15 protein-coding genes are annotated in these 16,938 nt (G+C 31.5%); 4 read left to right on the top strand and 11 right to left on the bottom strand.

Annotated elements, in window-relative coordinates; translation table 11 throughout:
- Positions 1-121: 121 nt before the first annotated feature.
- Together ITB9_RS01410 and ITB9_RS01405 are read left to right on the top strand one after the other, a co-directional pair.
- Positions 122-1,849, top strand: coding sequence for an OmpA family protein (locus tag ITB9_RS01410; protein WP_054850831.1), 1,728 nt, complete (start codon positions 122-124; stop codon positions 1,847-1,849).
- 182 nt (positions 1,850-2,031) lie between these two features.
- Complete coding sequence (locus tag ITB9_RS01405) at positions 2,032-2,508, top strand: hypothetical protein (protein WP_054850830.1); 477 nt, start codon at positions 2,032-2,034, stop codon at positions 2,506-2,508.
- 51 nt (positions 2,509-2,559) lie between these two features.
- On the opposite strand, the gene bshA is transcribed toward ITB9_RS01405, so the two are convergent.
- The 11 genes from bshA to ITB9_RS01350 form a co-directional block, all read right to left on the bottom strand.
- Positions 2,560-3,699: an N-acetyl-alpha-D-glucosaminyl L-malate synthase BshA gene (gene bshA / locus ITB9_RS01400; RefSeq protein ID WP_054850829.1), complete on the bottom strand. Its 1,140-nt coding sequence runs from the start codon at positions 3,697-3,699 to the stop codon at positions 2,560-2,562.
- 49 nt (positions 3,700-3,748) lie between these two features.
- Positions 3,749-6,709, bottom strand: coding sequence for a glycoside hydrolase family 3 N-terminal domain-containing protein (locus ITB9_RS01395; RefSeq protein WP_054850828.1), 2,961 nt, complete (start codon positions 6,707-6,709; stop codon positions 3,749-3,751).
- Positions 6,710-6,831: 122 nt separating this feature from the next.
- Positions 6,832-7,317, bottom strand: a complete 486-nt coding sequence (locus ITB9_RS01390) for a hypothetical protein (RefSeq protein ID WP_054850827.1) — start codon at positions 7,315-7,317, stop codon at positions 6,832-6,834.
- A gap of 4 nt (positions 7,318-7,321) precedes the next feature.
- Positions 7,322-8,545 (bottom strand): phosphoserine phosphatase SerB, encoded by a 1,224-nt coding sequence (serB, locus tag ITB9_RS01385; protein ID WP_054850826.1) that lies wholly within the window; start codon positions 8,543-8,545, stop codon positions 7,322-7,324.
- Between the two features lie 54 nt (positions 8,546-8,599).
- Positions 8,600-8,782, bottom strand: a complete 183-nt coding sequence (locus ITB9_RS01380; RefSeq protein WP_054850825.1) for a hypothetical protein — start codon at positions 8,780-8,782, stop codon at positions 8,600-8,602.
- Positions 8,782-9,573, bottom strand: a complete 792-nt coding sequence (locus ITB9_RS01375) for a (Fe-S)-binding protein (RefSeq protein WP_028607818.1) — start codon at positions 9,571-9,573, stop codon at positions 8,782-8,784. Before ITB9_RS01375 ends, ITB9_RS01380 begins: the two co-directional genes overlap by 1 nt.
- 8 nt (positions 9,574-9,581) lie before the next feature.
- On the bottom strand, positions 9,582-9,899 hold the full coding sequence (locus ITB9_RS01370) for a hypothetical protein (RefSeq protein WP_261975532.1): 318 nt from the start codon (positions 9,897-9,899) through the stop codon (positions 9,582-9,584).
- Positions 9,896-10,084 (bottom strand): hypothetical protein, encoded by a 189-nt coding sequence (locus ITB9_RS01365; protein ID WP_054850824.1) that lies wholly within the window; start codon positions 10,082-10,084, stop codon positions 9,896-9,898. Before ITB9_RS01365 ends, ITB9_RS01370 begins: the two co-directional genes overlap by 4 nt.
- Before the next feature lie 103 nt (positions 10,085-10,187).
- A complete protein-coding gene (locus ITB9_RS01360; protein WP_028290650.1) occupies positions 10,188-11,501 on the bottom strand; it encodes a 4Fe-4S dicluster domain-containing protein in 1,314 nt (437 codons plus the stop codon).
- A gap of 19 nt (positions 11,502-11,520) precedes the next feature.
- Entirely contained in the window at positions 11,521-12,480 is a 960-nt protein-coding gene (locus ITB9_RS01355; protein WP_054850823.1) for an MlaD family protein, read from the bottom strand.
- 54 nt (positions 12,481-12,534) lie between these two features.
- Positions 12,535-13,662 carry an N-acetylmuramoyl-L-alanine amidase gene (locus ITB9_RS01350; protein WP_261975531.1) on the bottom strand — a complete coding sequence of 376 codons (1,128 nt, stop codon included), beginning with the start codon at positions 13,660-13,662 and terminating at the stop codon, positions 12,535-12,537.
- A 72-nt stretch (positions 13,663-13,734) separates the two neighbouring features.
- Here ITB9_RS01350 and ITB9_RS01345 point away from each other — a divergent pair, with 72 nt between their 5' ends.
- Positions 13,735-16,494 carry a putative LPS assembly protein LptD gene (locus ITB9_RS01345; protein ID WP_054850821.1) on the top strand — a complete coding sequence of 920 codons (2,760 nt, stop codon included), beginning with the start codon at positions 13,735-13,737 and terminating at the stop codon, positions 16,492-16,494.
- 44 nt (positions 16,495-16,538) lie between these two features.
- Positions 16,539-16,919, top strand: a complete 381-nt coding sequence (locus tag ITB9_RS01340; protein ID WP_054850820.1) for a RidA family protein — start codon at positions 16,539-16,541, stop codon at positions 16,917-16,919.
- Positions 16,920-16,938: the final 19 nt, after the last annotated feature.

Below are 16,938 nucleotides of genomic sequence, written 5' to 3'. Positions count from 1 at the left end.
ATTTAGACGTGAAAATAATACGTTTTACCGATAAACATCATTATGTTAAACAACAAAAATACTAAAGCTATTTAGAAAAATATCTTTGTATCTGTAATTATTAACATAAAACAATAAACAAATGGCAACAAATCTACTAAACTTATTTAAAGATCAATTATCTGATAATGTACTTGATAAAGTATCTTCTCTTGTTGGAGGAGAACAAAAGGATAACATCCAAAAAGGACTTATGGCTGCTGCACCTGCTTTATTAGGAGGAATGATGGATAAAGCGTCTTCACCAGAAGGTGCAAAATCTATTTTTAGTATGTTAGGAGATGGAAGTACTGTTAATAATTTAGCAGGAACTTTAAATACAGGAGGAGAACAATCAGAAGGATTTTTAAATAAAGGATTAGATTTTGTCAAAAATATATTAGGCGAAAAAGTATCAGGTGTTATTGACTTAGTAAGTTCTGTTTCTGGAATGGGTAAAGAGTCTTCTTCATCTATTTTAAATGTTGCAGGATCTGTATTAGGAGGAGTTTTAGGAAAACAAAAAGCATCTGGAATGGATTTAGGAAGTTTTGTAGGTTTACTATCTAACCAAGGAAGTTTTTTAGACAAGTTTGCTCCAGCTGGACTACTATCTTTATTGGGCTTAAGTTCTTTTTCAGGACTATCTGATAAATTAGGAAATCTTGCTAGTGGAGCTTTAGGATTTGCCGGAAACACAGGAAAAGCAGCTGTTGATGGTGCTGGTAAAATTATTGGTGGAGCTGCTGGTTTAGCTGGTGATGCTGGTAAATCTGTAATTAGTGGTACTGGAAAAGTTGTAGGAGGAGCTGCAGGATTAGCTGGAAGTGCTGGAAAAGCAGTATTTGATGGTGCTGGAAAAGTTACTGGAGCTGCTGCAAATACTGCCTCTAATGCTGTTAAGTCAGGTGGCTCATTAATTAAAAGAATTTTGCCTTGGGCAATTGGAATTATTGGACTGTTACTAGCTTTCTTTTTAATAAAAGGATGTGATAGTGAGAAATCTATAATGGATAATGTAAAAAATGCAGCAAACGAAACAACAGGAGCTATAAAAAATACAGCAAACGGTGTAACTGATGCAGCTGGGAATGCAATAGATAAAACAGTAGATGCAGCTGGAAATGTTGTTGATGCAGCTGGGAATGCAATAAACAAAACAGTAGATGCAGCAGGAAATGTTGTTGATGCTGCTGGGAATGCAATAAACAAAACAGTAGATGCAGCAGGAAATGTTGTTGATGCTGCTGGAAATACTATAGATAAAACGGTAGACGCAGCAGGAAACGCTGTTGATGCTGCTGGAAACGCAATAAGTAATGTTGCTGGAGGTATTGTTGATGCGTCTGGAAATGTGGTTAATGCTTTTGGTGAAGCTATCGGAAACTTTTTTAGTTCTGACTTACCAAATGGAACAAAATTAAGTATTCCTGAAGGTGGTTTTGAAGACAACTTTTTAAGCTATATCAAAGATGGAAAAATGGAAGCTGGTAAATATTATGCTTTTGATAGACTATATTTTAATACAGGCTCATCTTCTTTAGATGCTAATTCAATGAATCAAATTGAAAATGTTGCAGCTATAATGAAAGCTTATCCAAACGTAAAAGTATTATTTAGAGGTCATACAGACAATACAGGTTCTGTAGCAGGAAATAACAAATTATCAGCAAGTAGAGCACTTTCTGTTAAAAATAAATTAGTTGAAATGGGAGTTGCAACAGCACGTATTGATACAAAAGGAATGGGATCTGTTGAACCTATTGCTGACAACGCAACTGCTGAAGGACGAGCAAAAAATAGAAGAATTGATGTTTCTATTGTAAAATAGAAATTCATAGTTGGTTAGTTTTAGTTTAGTAAAGACTGATAAACATCTGTTTATCAGTCTTTCTTTTGCATGAATTTTAAAGTTTAATTAAGAAAAAACTGTTTGTTTTAACAATATATTTGTGTCACATAATCTATAAACTGATTTAAAACGTATTTACATTAATTAATAATTAACTTTTTATGAAACAATATTTTTTATTTGCATTAGCCATTTTTGGTTTTGCAACTTTTAGTTACGCACAAGACATTAGCGATAATGCTATAGGTTTGCGTTTAGGTGATAGTGATGGTTTTGGTGCTGAAATATCATACCAACGTGCATTAGGTGATAATAATAGGTTAGAAGTAGATTTGGGATGGCGTTCTGGAGATGCTTTTGATGGATTTAAACTAGCAGGTTTATACCAATGGGTTTGGGTTTTAGATGGTGATTTTAATTGGTACGCTGGTGTTGGTGGAGGTGTTGGATCTTATAGCTTTGAGAACAATGCTATTGATGATGAAACATTTATTTTTGCTGCTGGTGATATTGGAATTGAATACAATTTTGATTTCCCTCTACAATTATCACTAGATTTTAGACCAGAATTAGGTTTTGGTGACTATAGTGATGATCTAGATTTTGATATAGCATTAGGAGTTAGATATAGATTCTAAATGATGGTAATAAACAATAAAAAAGCCACCTTTTACAGGTGGCTTTTTTATTTAATTTAAAATCTTACATTTATTTAGAGTCTCTTGATAAATGGCTTCGTATTGAGGTACAATTTGGTGTATATCAAAATGTTTTGCTTGTTGTTTCGCATTTATTTTAAATTGATTTAAAACGGTTTCATCTTTTAAGATATGAACTGCATTTTTACTCATATCTTCAACATTACCAACAGGACTTAAGTATCCTGAAAATCCTTCCTTATTAACCTCAGGAATTCCACCTGTGTTACTAGATATTACAGGTACTCCTGATGCCATAGCCTCTAAAGCTGACAGACCAAAACTTTCAGTTTTACTAGGTAATAAAAACAAATCTGAAAAGCATAAAATTCGATCTATCTCATTACTATTACCAAAAAACACAACTTTATCGCTTATTCCTAAAGTTTCACATAAACGCTCAGCTGGTTCACGTTCAGGTCCTTCACCAACCATCATTAGTTTTGCAGGAATTTCTTTTTGAATAGCATTAAATATATTAATTACATCAGGAATACGTTTAACTTCACGCATGTTACTAATATGTGTAATAATTTTTTCGTCATCTGTTGCCATCATAGCTCGCTGGCAATCTGTATAATTATTATTAAATTTACTAATATCTATAAAGTTTGTAACAACATTAATTTCATTTTTAATATCAAATAAACGCAACGTATCGTCTTTTAAACTTTGTGACACAGCTGTTACAGCATCGGATTTGTTAATGCTAAATGTAACTGCAGGTTTATAAAACGGATGGCTACCAACTAAAGTAATATCTGTACCATGTAAAGTCGTTACTATAGGTACATAAATATTATCTTCTCTTAACATTTTTTGAGCCATATAAGCTGCATAAGCATGTGGTATAGCGTAATGTACGTGCAATACTTCAATTTGATGAAGCTTTACCATATCTACTAACTTACTAGATAAAGCAAGCTCATAAGGTTGATAATGAAATAAAGGATATTCAGGAACACTAACTTCATGAAAATGAACATTATTACCCAACAATTCTAACCTAACTGGCTGATTGTATGTTATAAAATGGATTTCGTGTCCACGTTTAGATAACTCCAAACCTAATTCGGTTGCTACAACTCCACTTCCGCCAAATGTTGGATAACAAACAATACCTATTTTCATTTAATCTTTAGTTTTTAACTTAGTCTCTTAAATTTAAATTCTTTACAAATTAATCTATAATTGCTTCGTAAATTGCTGCTTGAATATTAGTTCTTATGTCTTCTCTTAATAACATATTAGGACCTTTAGATGTTGGATAAGTACGGTTAGCCATAAACACATAAACGATTTCTTCAGATGGATCAGCCCAAGCGTAAGTCCCTGTAAAACCAGAATGACCAAAACTGGTCATACTAACACAACCACAAGTTGGTCCAACATTACCTAATTGTGGTTTATCAAAACCAATACCTCGTCTGTTGTTGCTTTCGCAATAATAACAGGTATTAAATTTATCCAGAGTTTCAGTTTTAAAATAGCGTTTTCCGCCATAAAACCCTTTTTGCAAATACAATTGCATGATTTTGGCTATATCATTGGCATTGCTAAAAATACCTGCATGACCTCCTACTCCATCTTGCATAGCTGCTCCCATATCATGTACATAACCTTGTACTTTTTGAAACCTATAATAATCATCATTTTCTGATGGGACGATGCGATTATCTGGGATTTTATAGTATGGATTATACATGGTATTATTAGCACCTAAGGATTTATAAAAGCGATCTGCTGTTAACTCGTCTAAACGTTTGTTATAGTGAGATTCAATAAATTGTTTTAAAATATAGTAAGGTAAATCACTATACCTGTAACGTAATCTTGATAATAAATCAGTATCTTTTATTCTGGTATTTATAGAGTCCATATAATCATCTCTTAAATACAATTCTGGTGCGACTTTAATAGAAAATCCTTGCGTACTATTTTTTCTGTAATATTTATCTGAAGGTTTTTTAGTTTCAGGATCTAAAGTTTTAAAATAAAAAGGAATCCATGGTTTTAATTGTGCATAATGTGACAACATTTTTTTTAAAGTCACATTTTTTTTATTTGAATTTTTATATGAAGGAATAATTTCTGAAAGTTTAGTATCTAAGGACACTATACCTTTTTCTTCTAATTCCATCAATAATGGTAATGTCGCTACAATTTTTGTTAATGAGGCAACATCATAAATATCTTCACTAGTTACAGGTTGATTACCTTCATAGGTATGTTTTCCAAAGTTTTTATTATAAATCACCTTACCTTTTCTAGCAATAACCAATTGTATACCTGGTGTCATTTTACCATTTACAGCATAATTAGCGATTGAATCAATTTTTTTTAAAGCATAACTTGACATACCTACACGTTCAGGAATTGTATATCCTAAACGTTCTAAAGCATTAGCTTGTTTTCCAGAACCAAGCTTAAAAAACTCTCCAGCAGATACTGGTAAAGTACCACGAGCAGGAATAGCTCCAAAAATTAATTGAGCTGATTTTTCTTGTGCTATTTTACTATTTTGATAGCTAACTACAACACTTTCAATATTTTCAACCGATTTTAAGTCTAATAACGCATATGGTTTAGCAAAAACATCTAGAATTACATTATTAGTGGCAGCTATTTTTTCTAGCCATAACTTTTCTTTTTTTGAAAATTTATATGATTTCCAAGGACTTGCATTAGATTTATGAAACCCAACAATAACCGTATTATAATTTTGAAGCTTAGTCATTAATTGCTCTAAATTATCTGCTGAAATCTCATGTACTTTAGCATATTTTTTTAATTCAGAAACAAAAGCACTTTCATCGCTATCACCTAATTTAACGTAGGCTATAGATTTAGTTTCAAGGTTACGTAATGGTAATTGGTCTGTTTGGTCACGTGCTATAGTTATAGCATTTTCCATTAGCATTTCATATAATGCATCATCTTTAATTCGGTTTAAATCAGATACTATATTATAGATACCAACTGGCTTATATTTATGTAAATCTACTTTATATTTTGCCATCAGTATTTTTTTAACCGAATGCTCTAAACGTGCCTCAGTTATAATTCCGTTTTTAAACGCAATTTTCATTCTAGCAATGGCTTTGGGTACGTCTTCTGACATTAACATAACATCATTACCAGCTAAAAAAGCAGCTAAATCAATTTCTCCACCTGTCACACCACTGTTAGATTGTCCTCCATCTAAATTTGGCTGAACAAAATCTGCTGCACCTTTCATGGTTAATGCATCTGTAAAAATAAGACCTTTAAACTGTAAACGGTCTTTTAAAATATCCGTAACAATTTTTTTTGATAATGTTGAAGGAAAGCCTTCACTTTGCGATAAACTTGGTATATTTAAATGTGCTACCATCACACTAGACAATCCTTCTTTAATTAGTTTTTTGTATGGATAAATCTCAATAGAATCTATACGTTTTGCATCAAAACCAACAGTTGGTAAGGTTTTATGCGAATCTGCCTCAGTATCTCCATGACCAGGAAAATGCTTGGCATTAGCTAAAACACCAGCACTTTGCATACCTTTCATAAAAGCTAAAGCTTTTTCTGTAACATTATCGCGATCTTCACCAAAAGAACGGTTTCCTATAATTGGATTATTAGGATTTGTGTTAATATCAACAACAGGAGCAAAATTAAAATGAACACCAATACGCTTACAATGTTCTCCTAACTGACGACCAGTTTGTTCTATTAAAAATTTATTTTTAACAGCTCCTAAAGTCATATTCCAAGGAAACGCGTACGTAGAATCCAAACGCATGCTTAAACCCCATTCTGCATCCATACCAATTAACAATGGTGTTTTAGCTGCAGCTTGAAGTTCGTTATTTAATTTAGCTTGTCTTACTGGACCACCTTTTGAGTAAATTAATCCTCCAATATTGTAATCTCTAATTAGCTCGACAATTTTATTTTTTTGTGCTTGAGATTGGTTAGAAAACACTTGTACCATATACAATTGACCGATTTTTTCGTCCAATGTCATGGCATTGTAAGTTTTATCAACCCATTGCTGTTGTGCTATTGGGTTAGTCGCTAAAAGAGGATTTCTACCATTTTGAGCATTTAAAATACTACCAAATGCTAAAAATAAAACTAGAGTTTTTAAATATTGCATATACTAAATGTGACTTTTAAAGTTGTACTTTACTATACAACTAAAAACAATGCCAAATTAGTACTTTTCTTATGATTAATAAAGCACTTTAAGAGAGAATTATAAAGGCAGTTGTAAACAATTTAATTTAAAAAACGATTATGCCAACTTTGACTAGCTGGTATTTCCCAACTCTCATTTAACTCTCCAATACTGGTAACTAGATTATTAAAGACGATTGTGTTTTTAGAAACCGCTTTTTGTTTAGCCATTTTTCTGAAATCAGTAAGTGTTTTATGAGCTACAAATTCACCTTGTTTGTAAGACACATTCATTTTATCAAGTAAATCTACGTTATATTCTTTTTCTAATTGTTGAATAAATGTCACTGAAGCATCAATACTACAACCTGTAGCTTGATTTAATTCTTGATCTAAAGCTATAATTATAAAACGTTTATATCTTATATCATATCCTGCTTTTAAATCGCTACCATGAGCTGTCCAACTTTCGATAAAAACATCTAATTTTGATTTGATTTCTTCTAATTCGGTGTCAGAAAAAGATCTATTGGCTTGGTAAATCCAAACTCTTGAAGTTTCGGGTAATGTATTAAATTGTACTAACATGTTGTTATTCTATTAAATCAATATGTCTATCATGATATCCTAATAAATATAAAACACCATCTAAACCAATACTTGATATTGCACTTTGTGCGTTATTTTTAACTTTTGGTTTGGCATGAAATGCAATGCCTAAACCTGCTAGGTTTAGCATTGGTAGATCATTGGCTCCATCACCTACTGCAATGGTTTGACTAATGTCAATCCCTTCTTTAATTGCAATTTCTTTTAAATACTCTGCTTTTTTATTTCCATCAACAATCTCACCAAGGTATCCTCCTGTTAATTTACCATCTTTAATTTCCAATTGATTGGCATATACATAATCCATACCTAATTCTTTCTGGAGATAATGTCCAAAATAAGTAAATCCACCTGATAAAATTGCAGTTTTGAAACCGTATTTTTTTAAGGTGTCTATTAATCGTCTTGCGCCTTTTGTTATTGGCAAATTAACAGCAACATCATGCAAAACCTCTTCGCTTAAACCTTTTAATAGTTTCATGCGTTGTTTAAAACTTTCGTTGAAATCAATTTCGCCTTGCATTGCAGATTCCGTAATAGCTTTAACCTGGTCACCAACTCCTGCAAGTTCTGCAAGTTTATCAATAACTTCTGCTTGAATTAGTGTTGAATCCATATCAAAAAACACTAATCTACGGTTACGACGATATATATTATCTTCTTGAAAAGCAATATCTACATCTAAATCATGTGATATTTGCATGAATTTTTCAGTAAACTCTGCTTTACTTTCAATTTTACCTCTTATAGATAATTGAATGGATGCTCTTGGATAATCTGCTTCTTTAACTAATGATGTACGACCAGTTAGACGCTTGATTGCATCTATATTTAGATTTTTATCTGAAATAAATTTAGTGACTTCAGAAATTTGTTCTGCAGTCAACTTCTCTCCAAGAATAGTAACAATATAACGGTCTTTACCTTGAAGATTAACCCATTTTTCATAATCTTCTAAAGAGATTGGTGTGAATTTAGCTTTTACACCAAGCTCATAAGCTTTAAATAATAAATCTTTTAAAACTGAAGCCGAATTGTTACCAGATTCGATTTCAAACATAAATCCTAAGGATAATGTATCATGAATATTTGCTTGTCCAATATCTAAAATTTTAGCTCCATAATGTGCCAAAACATTAGTCAATCCAGAGGTTAATCCTGGTTTATCTTGTCCTGAAATGTTTAAAAGAAATATTTCTTTAGTCATGAGTACTGTTTTGTTTTAAAACTAAAAGCACTTTAAAAAAGTGCTTTTATAATATTAGTTTACATTTTTTGCTTTTCTGTAAGTCATGTAACCATTAAAAGCTCCAAAAACAACTGTATGTATCACAAATTTTAAAACAGAAAATGGATTTTGTTTGTAATAATCCCATCCTGCTAATAATATGGCAAAAACTAAACCTGATATTAATCCAGTTATAATATATTTTTTAATATCCATTATAGGTTTTGAGCATTTGCAATTAACTCGGCTACGTCTAAAACTTTTATTTCGTTTTCTTTTTCTTTGACTTTTACACCATCAGACATCATGGTCATGCAATAAGGACAACCTGTAGCGATAATATCAGGATTGGTTGCTAATGCATCTTCAGTTCTTAACTCGTTTATATCTTTATCACCTTTTTCTGGTTCTTTAAACATTTGTGCTCCTCCTGCTCCACAACACAAAGCAGTTGCTTTGCTACGTTTCATTTCTTGAAGATTAGCATTTAAAACAGATAATACTTCTCTTGGTGCTTCATACTCTGAATTAGCACGTCCCAAATAACATGGATCATGAAAAGTAATACGTTTACCTTTAAAGCTATTATCTGTAACTTCAATTAGTTTTTTGTCTATTAACTCTTTGATAAATTGTGTGTGGTGTAATACCTCATAATTACCTCCTAATCCTGGATATTCATTTTTGATACAATTAAATGAATGTGGATCACATGTTACAATACGTTTAACCTCGTAAGCATTAAGTACTTCAATATTCATTACTGCTTGCATCTGAAACAAAAACTCGTTTCCTGCACGTTTAGCAAGATCACCTGTAGCACTTTCTTCTGCTCCTAATACTGCAAAATTTACATTTGCTTTGTTTAGTATTTTTACAAAAGCTTTAGTAATTTTTTTTGCTCTGTCATCATAACTTCCTGCAGATCCAACCCAAAATAAAATATCTGGAGTTTTTCCTTGGCTCATCATTTCTGCCATAGTTGGCACTATAAGTTGTTCGCTCATAATAAATATTATTTTAATGCTAAAAAATCGGTTTTAGATAATCTTATATAAATGGATAAGATTTTAATTCCGTTTTCTAATTTATTTTTTGGATCATATTGCTCTAAAGCTGCTAATTTTAATGCTTGTAATCCTAATTGTTTTTTTTGATTGTCTGTGCAATAATCACACATGACTTTTTTTAATTTGATGTCTTCTACTTGGCTAGAGTTATACTTTATATTGGTAATTATTTTAAATTGAAGTGAGTCTTTTTTATAATCTTGTGCCTGAAGCTTAGCTAAGCTAATGGTTAGTATTATTAGTATGTAAAGACTAATTTTCAATTTGCTTTTTGTTTATAAGTTATTACAAGTCCAACTCCTGTTCCTACTAAAATACCTGATAAAAATCCTCCTAAAAAACCTGTGTCATAATTATCTAAAATAAATAGAGACAATATTCCTAATACTGTTAGCGATAGGCCTAGTATTAATCTTGTTTTTGATGGTATTTTTAATATAAAACTCATTTTTTTGCGTTAGCGATAGTATTGGCATCCTTTTTTTGCTGCCATATATGGCAAAAAAAGATATAATGGATAGCGCGACCCTTGTGGTAACGCCCAAATTATATTACTCGTCTTTCCAATTTAAACGGTCCATTTGGTTATATGGCCAAGGTGCACCATTGTTTTCTATATTGGTCATCATGTTGTTTAACTCGGTTGGAGCTGCACTTTCTTCCATTACAGAGTATTGACGCATTTGCATAATAATGTTTAATGGATCGATACTTACTGGACAAGCCTCTACACAGGCATTACAACTTGTACATGCCCAAATTTCTTCTGGTGTGATGTAATCGCCTAATAACTGTTTACCATCGTCAACAAAGGTCCCTTTGTTAGCATCTATATTTTTACCAACTTCTACTAGACGGTCTCTAGTATCCATCATGATTTTACGTGGTGACAATTTTTTTCCTGTTAGGTTTGCAGGACACTCACTGGTACAACGTCCACATTCTGTACATGTGTAAGCATTTAATAGGTTTACCCAACTTAAATCTTGCACATCACTAGCTCCAAATTTTTCTGGTACTGCATCTTCTTCTCCTTCTGGTGCTGCTGCAAATGGATCTGCGTTTGGATCCATCATCATTTTAACCTCTTTAGTTACTACTGGATTATTAGCAAATTGCCCTTTTGGTGTTAATTTACCGTAGTATGTATTTGGGAATGCTAATAATATGTGTAAGTGTTTTGAAAAATACAGATAATTTAAGAATGCTAAAATCCCTACAATGTGTAACCACCAAGCTGCACGCTCTATGATATGTAATGTAGATTCTGATAATCCTTCAAATAAAGGTGCTATAAATTGACTGATTACATTTCCTGAATTATAACCTTGAAATACTGTATCTGTAGCATTCATGACTAAAAATAGACACATAAGTACGACTTCAAAATAAAGGATTATATTACCATCTGCTTTTGGCCAACCCTTCATCTCTGATTTGATAAAACGTTTGATTTTAATAACGTTACGTCTTACCCAGAAAATTATAACTGATACTAGTACTAATACTGCTAATATCTCAAAGCTACCTATTAAAAGTCCGTAGATTGATTCTGGTAAGAATTTGTGACCAATCCTGTGTGTTCCAAATAATCCATCGATAATGATTTCTAGAACCTCGATATTAATAATTACAAATCCAACATATACAACAACGTGTAAAATACCTGCTATTGGTCGTTTTACCATTTTGCTTTGTCCTAAAGCAATATAAGCCATATTTTTCCAACGTTGTGGTTTGTTATCCGAAACGTCTTGGTCTTTACCAAGTTTAATATTACGAATTAACTTTTTAACATTGTTTGCAAAATAGCCAATACCTACAGCAAGTATTATGGCAAAAATTATATTTGGTATGTATTCCATAAGTTAGTTAGTTTTTGTCTTAATCTTTCTTTTCTTCTTTAATTTCGTTACCCTCAGCATCATAACGTTTTGCTTTTTTTCCGAATAATGAAAAATGCACATAACGTTTAGGGTTAAGCTTCATGTCCTCTAAAAGTTGTTCCATTTGCAAAGCAGCACCTTCTAGATTGTTATATAATTTATCATCGTTAAGTAATTTACCCATTGATCCTTCTCCGTTTTTCACACTTGCTAGCATAGTATTTACACTTGATAAAGTAGATTCTAAATCAGATACCGTTTTAGTAATATCTACTTGCTTTAGCTTCTCACTCATTTCGCTTAAATTAGTGCTAGTGGTCGTAAAATTATCTACCATTGAGGTAATATTTTCATCATTCTTTTTTACAACAGAATTAATAGAGTAAGCTAAACCTTTGTATGATTTTAAGGTAGAATTTAACTCGGCTAATGTATTTTTTAAACCATTTTCTGACTGATCTGCTACCAAACCATTAAGGTTACCCATTAAAGTATCTACAGTTTGTAAGGTTCCGTCTAGATTGGTACTTAACTGAGAAAAATCGCTGGTAAGACTAGTAACTAAGCCATCTTCAACTTTAGATTGTATCAAATCTCCATCTTGGGCCATTTGATTATCGTCTGCTGGTTGAATAGCCAATGCATTTCCCCCCATTAAACCAGTTTGATACATGTTAATAGTGCTATTTTTTGAAAACTTAAGTTGTTTATCTACTGAAAAAGCAACTCTGGTTTTACCAGTTTCAAAATCGTATTTGATTTCTTTTACTTTACCTACTTTATTCCCTTTTATAGTGACAGGAGCAGATACTGCTAATGAGTTATAATCAAACTCTGTATAGTATGTATTATTGGAATCAAAAATGTTATTTCCTTTTAGATAGCTAAATCCAAAAATGAAGAATATTATTCCAAGTATGACTAATATGGCTGTTTTAACTTCTAGTGATAGTTTCAAGGTATGAAATTTAGATTGGTAACAAAATTAGAAAATAAATATAAAAGAATGGTTCTAATTAGCTTCGGTTTTTAAGACTTCTGACAGTTTTACTTGTTTTCCGTCTTTAAGTGCTACAATATAAGCATCTTTGTAGCCTTTATTTTTTGCTTCAATTTGAAGCTTTTGTGCTTTATTATAGTCAGAGGTATAACCGTAATAATATTTATATAAGCCATCTTGCTTTTCGCGTGAAATGTCATTTAAACCTTTAAAATTATAGGACATAGGCTCTAAAGCATTAGAGCTAGCAGCAATCTGAATTTTAAAAACTGTGTTTTCAATAGTATGTACTTCTGAAGAAATGGTATCTTCTATTGTAACATCTCCAACATAACTATCACCGACATTTAAATCTAAATTCTTTTTGTAAGCGTTAATAGCTTCAAGTATTGAGGCTGCCATTTTAGACTGACCACTTTTAGAATTTAAAAATTTCCCCTCGGCATTATTTGTTAAAAAACCAACTTCAACTAACACACTTGGCATGTATGTATTGTGTAAAACCCAAAGGCTAGCTTGCTTGATCCCTCTACTTTTTCGTTTAGATTTACCAATAAAACTATCTTCAATTAATCTTGCTAGTTTTATACTTTGTTCAACATAATCTTCTTGTTGAAAAGCTAATCCTATTAAAGATTCTGGTGCATCAGGATCAAATCCCTTATAGTCTTTTTTATAATCGTCTTCCAAAAAAATAACTTCGTTTTCTTTTTTAGCGATGTCAAAATTACGTTTAGTATTAGCAACTCCTAGTACAAAAGTTTCAGTTCCGGATGCTTGTGAAGAATGTGAGTTACAGTGGACAGACACAAACAAATCTGCATCAGCCCTGTTTGCAATTGCAGCTCTTTCCCTTAATTTAACAAACACGTCGGTCTTTCTGGTATAGATAACCTTAATGTCTTTGTTTTTTTCTAGGCTTTTACCGACTTCTAAAACAATTTTTAGAACAATGTCCTTTTCTTTATGACCATTACCCAAATTTCCTGGATCATCTCCACCATGACCTGCATCAAGCACAACAATAAATTTACCACTAGTACTTTGTGCATTAGCAATTTGAAAGTTAATAAATGTTAATACTATTGTAAAGGATAATATAATTTTAAAAATGTACGTTTGCATATAGGATATAACCATTAATTATTTCGTTTAGTATGAAATATAATTTTTAACGAATATTAAAACATTCACAAAAAAATATATGTAGTTTTGTCAATTCAAAAACCAAGCCATACTTTTACAAAAATACATTTAAAACCGTTGCGTACAAATAGTCTTTATATACTTTTTAGTTTGAGTTTTACAGTGTTTATTAACACTTTTGGCTTTGCCCAAGGGGATTTACCCAAGGATGGCACTTCAATATCACCTATTGAGGATAAACAAACACTTGTAACTAAACAAAAAGATTCTTCTACAGTTGATGTTAACGTCAAGGAATTGTTAGGTCCTAAAACAGAAACGGATAGTACAATTACAGATTCCATTAAACCTAAACCTTTATTAAGCAGCACAATTTCATACAAAGCTACAGACTATATGTCTTATAAGCAAAAAGAAGGTAAAATGTATCTATATAATGAAGCACAAATACTTTATGAAGATATGGACATTTCTGCAGGTGTAATTATTTTAGATTACAATAATGATTTAGTCTATGCTAAAGGAATCAAAGACTCATTAGGAGAATATACCCAAAAACCTGTTTTTAAACAAGGCGAAAATGTTATTGAGCCAGACTCGATTGTATTTAATACACAAACTAGAAAGGGGTTAATATATAATTCTGTAACAGAACAACAACAAGGTAGACTAATTACCGAAACGACTAAGCGTGTAAATGACTCGGTTTACTACCTAAGAAATTCAAAATTTACAACTTCTGATAATGTAGAAGATCCTGAATATTACTTTTTAATTAGAAAAGGTAAATTAGTACCAAACAAAAAAGTAATTACTGGTTTAACCAACTTATTTATCTATGATGTGCCTACACCAATAGGTTTACCTTTTGCATTTTTTCCGTTATCCAAAAAGCGTACTTCTGGTATTATTTTTCCTAGTTTTGGTGAAGACGGAAATAGAGGCTATTTTTTACAAAATGGAGGTTATTACTTTCCTATTAGTGATCATGTAGACTTGGCTATTTTGGGTGACTATTATACCAATGGAAGTTATGGTTTAAGATTAGAGAATAAATATGCAAAACGATATAAATACAATGGAAATTTAGGTTTTAGATATGAAAACCTAATTACTAGTGAAAGAGGTTTTCCTGATTATGCAAAAACAACAATATATAACTTACGTTGGTCTCATAGTCAAGATGCTAAAGCAAGTCCAAACTCAAGATTTGCAGCCTCTGTAAACTTAGGTAGCAGTAATTATTATACTCAGTCTATCAATCAATTAAACTTACCTAATACACAAAACAACACTTTATCATCATCTGTTTCATACTCTAAAACTTTTCAAGGTGAACCACAAGCTAATATTAGTTTAGCAGCCACACATAGTCAAAATACACAAACAGAAAGCATCAATATGACTCTACCAACTTTTCAAGGTAGTTTAAGTAGAATTTTTCCTTTTGCCGGAAAAGATGGAACAAAAAAAGGTGTTATTCAAAACATTAACTTTCAATATAGTGTGAGAGCTGAAAACAGAATAGTAACAACTGATTCATTATTTTTTAAAAAAGAAATGTTTAATGATGCAAAAGTAGGTGCCCAACACACTATACCTATAAGTACTAATTTTAAAATTTTTGATCACTTTAGTGTAACTGCAAGCACTAATTTTCAAGAAACATGGGCTATAAAAACAATTGAAAAAAATTATGATTTTGATAACGAAGAGATAGTTACTAGGGAAGTTAATGGTTTTGACGCTTTTAGAACATACAATTTTAGTACTAGTATTGGTACAACTTTATATGGGATTTTCAATTTTAATAAAGATAAAAAACTACAAGCGATACGCCATGTAATTAGACCCAGTTTAAACTATAATATAAACCCTTCTTTTGATAATTATTACGATGAATTTGAAGTTATCGATGCTAATGGGACAACCAAAAGTGAGTATACAAGATTTGAAAACAGTATATTTGGAACTCCTAACAAGACATTTTCAAGTTCTGTAGGAATAGCTGTTTCTAACAATTTTGAAGCTAAAATTAAAGACTCAGATTCAACCAAATTAGAGCCAAAAAAAATTAAATTATTAAATAATTTAAATTTCTCTACTTCTTATAATGTTGCAGGAGACTCCTTAAAATGGAGCCCTTTAAGAATCTCAGGAGGAACACAATTACTAGATAATAAAATGAATATTAATTTTGGAGCTAATTTAGATCCCTATGCTCTAAATTCAAATAATAAAAAAATTAATACTTTCAACATAAATAATGGAGGAAGTTTATTTAGACTAACAAGTGCTAATTTGACCATGAGCTATAGTTTAAGTAGTAAAAGTGGTAATACAAAAAATGATGAAGATGCTGTTGATGATAGATTATTAAGCGGTGGACGTGAAGATGATTTATTTGGTGTATCACAAGATTTTGCTAATCAACAATTAAACCAAAGAGACGAAGATAAAGAAGAACGAGAACCTGATGAATTTTATAATAATAAAATACCATGGAGCTTAAGGTTTGCCTACGCTGTTAACTATGCAAATAGCACACGTCAAAACGAAATATCTTCACACTCATTAATGTTTTCTGGTGATATTGAATTAACTCCTAAATGGTCTATTGGAGGATCCTCAAGTTATGACTTTAAAAATAAAGGCTTTGGTTTAACGCAATTGCGTTTTGAGCGTGATTTATTAAGCTGGAGAATGAATTTTTCATGGGTACCTTTTGGTACATATAACAGTTGGAATTTCTTTATAGGAATAAAATCAAGTATACTTAAAGACTTAAAATACGAGCAAAGACGTAAACCAGACGAAAGCTTGTAAATACTATAAATGTTTCGCTTACGCGGAAATTAAACACTCTTACTATGAAAAAGATTATTTCTACAACTAAAGCCCCTGCTCCTATTGGACCATACAATCAAGCTATTTTAAGTGGAAACACATTATATACATCAGGCCAAATTGCTTTACATCCAAAAACTGGAAAATTAGTGATGGATGATATTAAAACAGAGACTAAACAAGTTATGGAAAACATGAAAGCTGTTTTAGAAGCTGCTGACATGACTTTTGAAAACGTTATTAAAACCTCGATTTTTATTAATGACATGCATAACTTTTCAGAAATAAATGAAGTCTACGGAACCTATTTTGATGAAACAACTGCACCAGCAAGAGAAACTGTAGAAGTTGCTAATCTTCCTAAGTTTGTCAATGTAGAAATTAGTATGATTGCCATTAAATAAGTACTTTTCTTTATAAAAA

This window comes from Olleya sp. ITB9, from assembly GCF_001315805.1.
Classification (GTDB): domain Bacteria; phylum Bacteroidota; class Bacteroidia; order Flavobacteriales; family Flavobacteriaceae; genus Olleya; species Olleya sediminilitoris.
This window is presented reverse-complemented; position numbering and strand designations above follow the sequence as displayed.

What these genes read in the sequence shown, in the direction of transcription:
- ITB9_RS01410 (WP_054850831.1), top strand. Translation starts at nt 122, where the DNA reads ATGGCAACAAATCTACTAAACTTATTTAAAGATCAATTATCTGATAAT.
- ITB9_RS01405 (WP_054850830.1), top strand. Translation starts at nt 2,032, where the DNA reads ATGAAACAATATTTTTTATTTGCATTAGCCATTTTTGGTTTTGCAACT.
- bshA (WP_054850829.1), bottom strand. Translation starts at nt 3,699, where the DNA reads ATGAAAATAGGTATTGTTTGTTATCCAACATTTGGCGGAAGTGGAGTT.
- ITB9_RS01395 (WP_054850828.1), bottom strand. Translation starts at nt 6,709, where the DNA reads ATGCAATATTTAAAAACTCTAGTTTTATTTTTAGCATTTGGTAGTATT.
- ITB9_RS01390 (WP_054850827.1), bottom strand. Translation starts at nt 7,317, where the DNA reads ATGTTAGTACAATTTAATACATTACCCGAAACTTCAAGAGTTTGGATT.
- serB (WP_054850826.1), bottom strand. Translation starts at nt 8,545, where the DNA reads ATGACTAAAGAAATATTTCTTTTAAACATTTCAGGACAAGATAAACCA.
- ITB9_RS01380 (WP_054850825.1), bottom strand. Translation starts at nt 8,782, where the DNA reads ATGGATATTAAAAAATATATTATAACTGGATTAATATCAGGTTTAGTT.
- ITB9_RS01375 (WP_028607818.1), bottom strand. Translation starts at nt 9,573, where the DNA reads ATGAGCGAACAACTTATAGTGCCAACTATGGCAGAAATGATGAGCCAA.
- ITB9_RS01365 (WP_054850824.1), bottom strand. Translation starts at nt 10,084, where the DNA reads ATGAGTTTTATATTAAAAATACCATCAAAAACAAGATTAATACTAGGC.
- ITB9_RS01360 (WP_028290650.1), bottom strand. Translation starts at nt 11,501, where the DNA reads ATGGAATACATACCAAATATAATTTTTGCCATAATACTTGCTGTAGGT.
- ITB9_RS01350 (WP_261975531.1), bottom strand. Translation starts at nt 13,662, where the DNA reads ATGGTTATATCCTATATGCAAACGTACATTTTTAAAATTATATTATCC.
- ITB9_RS01340 (WP_054850820.1), top strand. Translation starts at nt 16,539, where the DNA reads ATGAAAAAGATTATTTCTACAACTAAAGCCCCTGCTCCTATTGGACCA.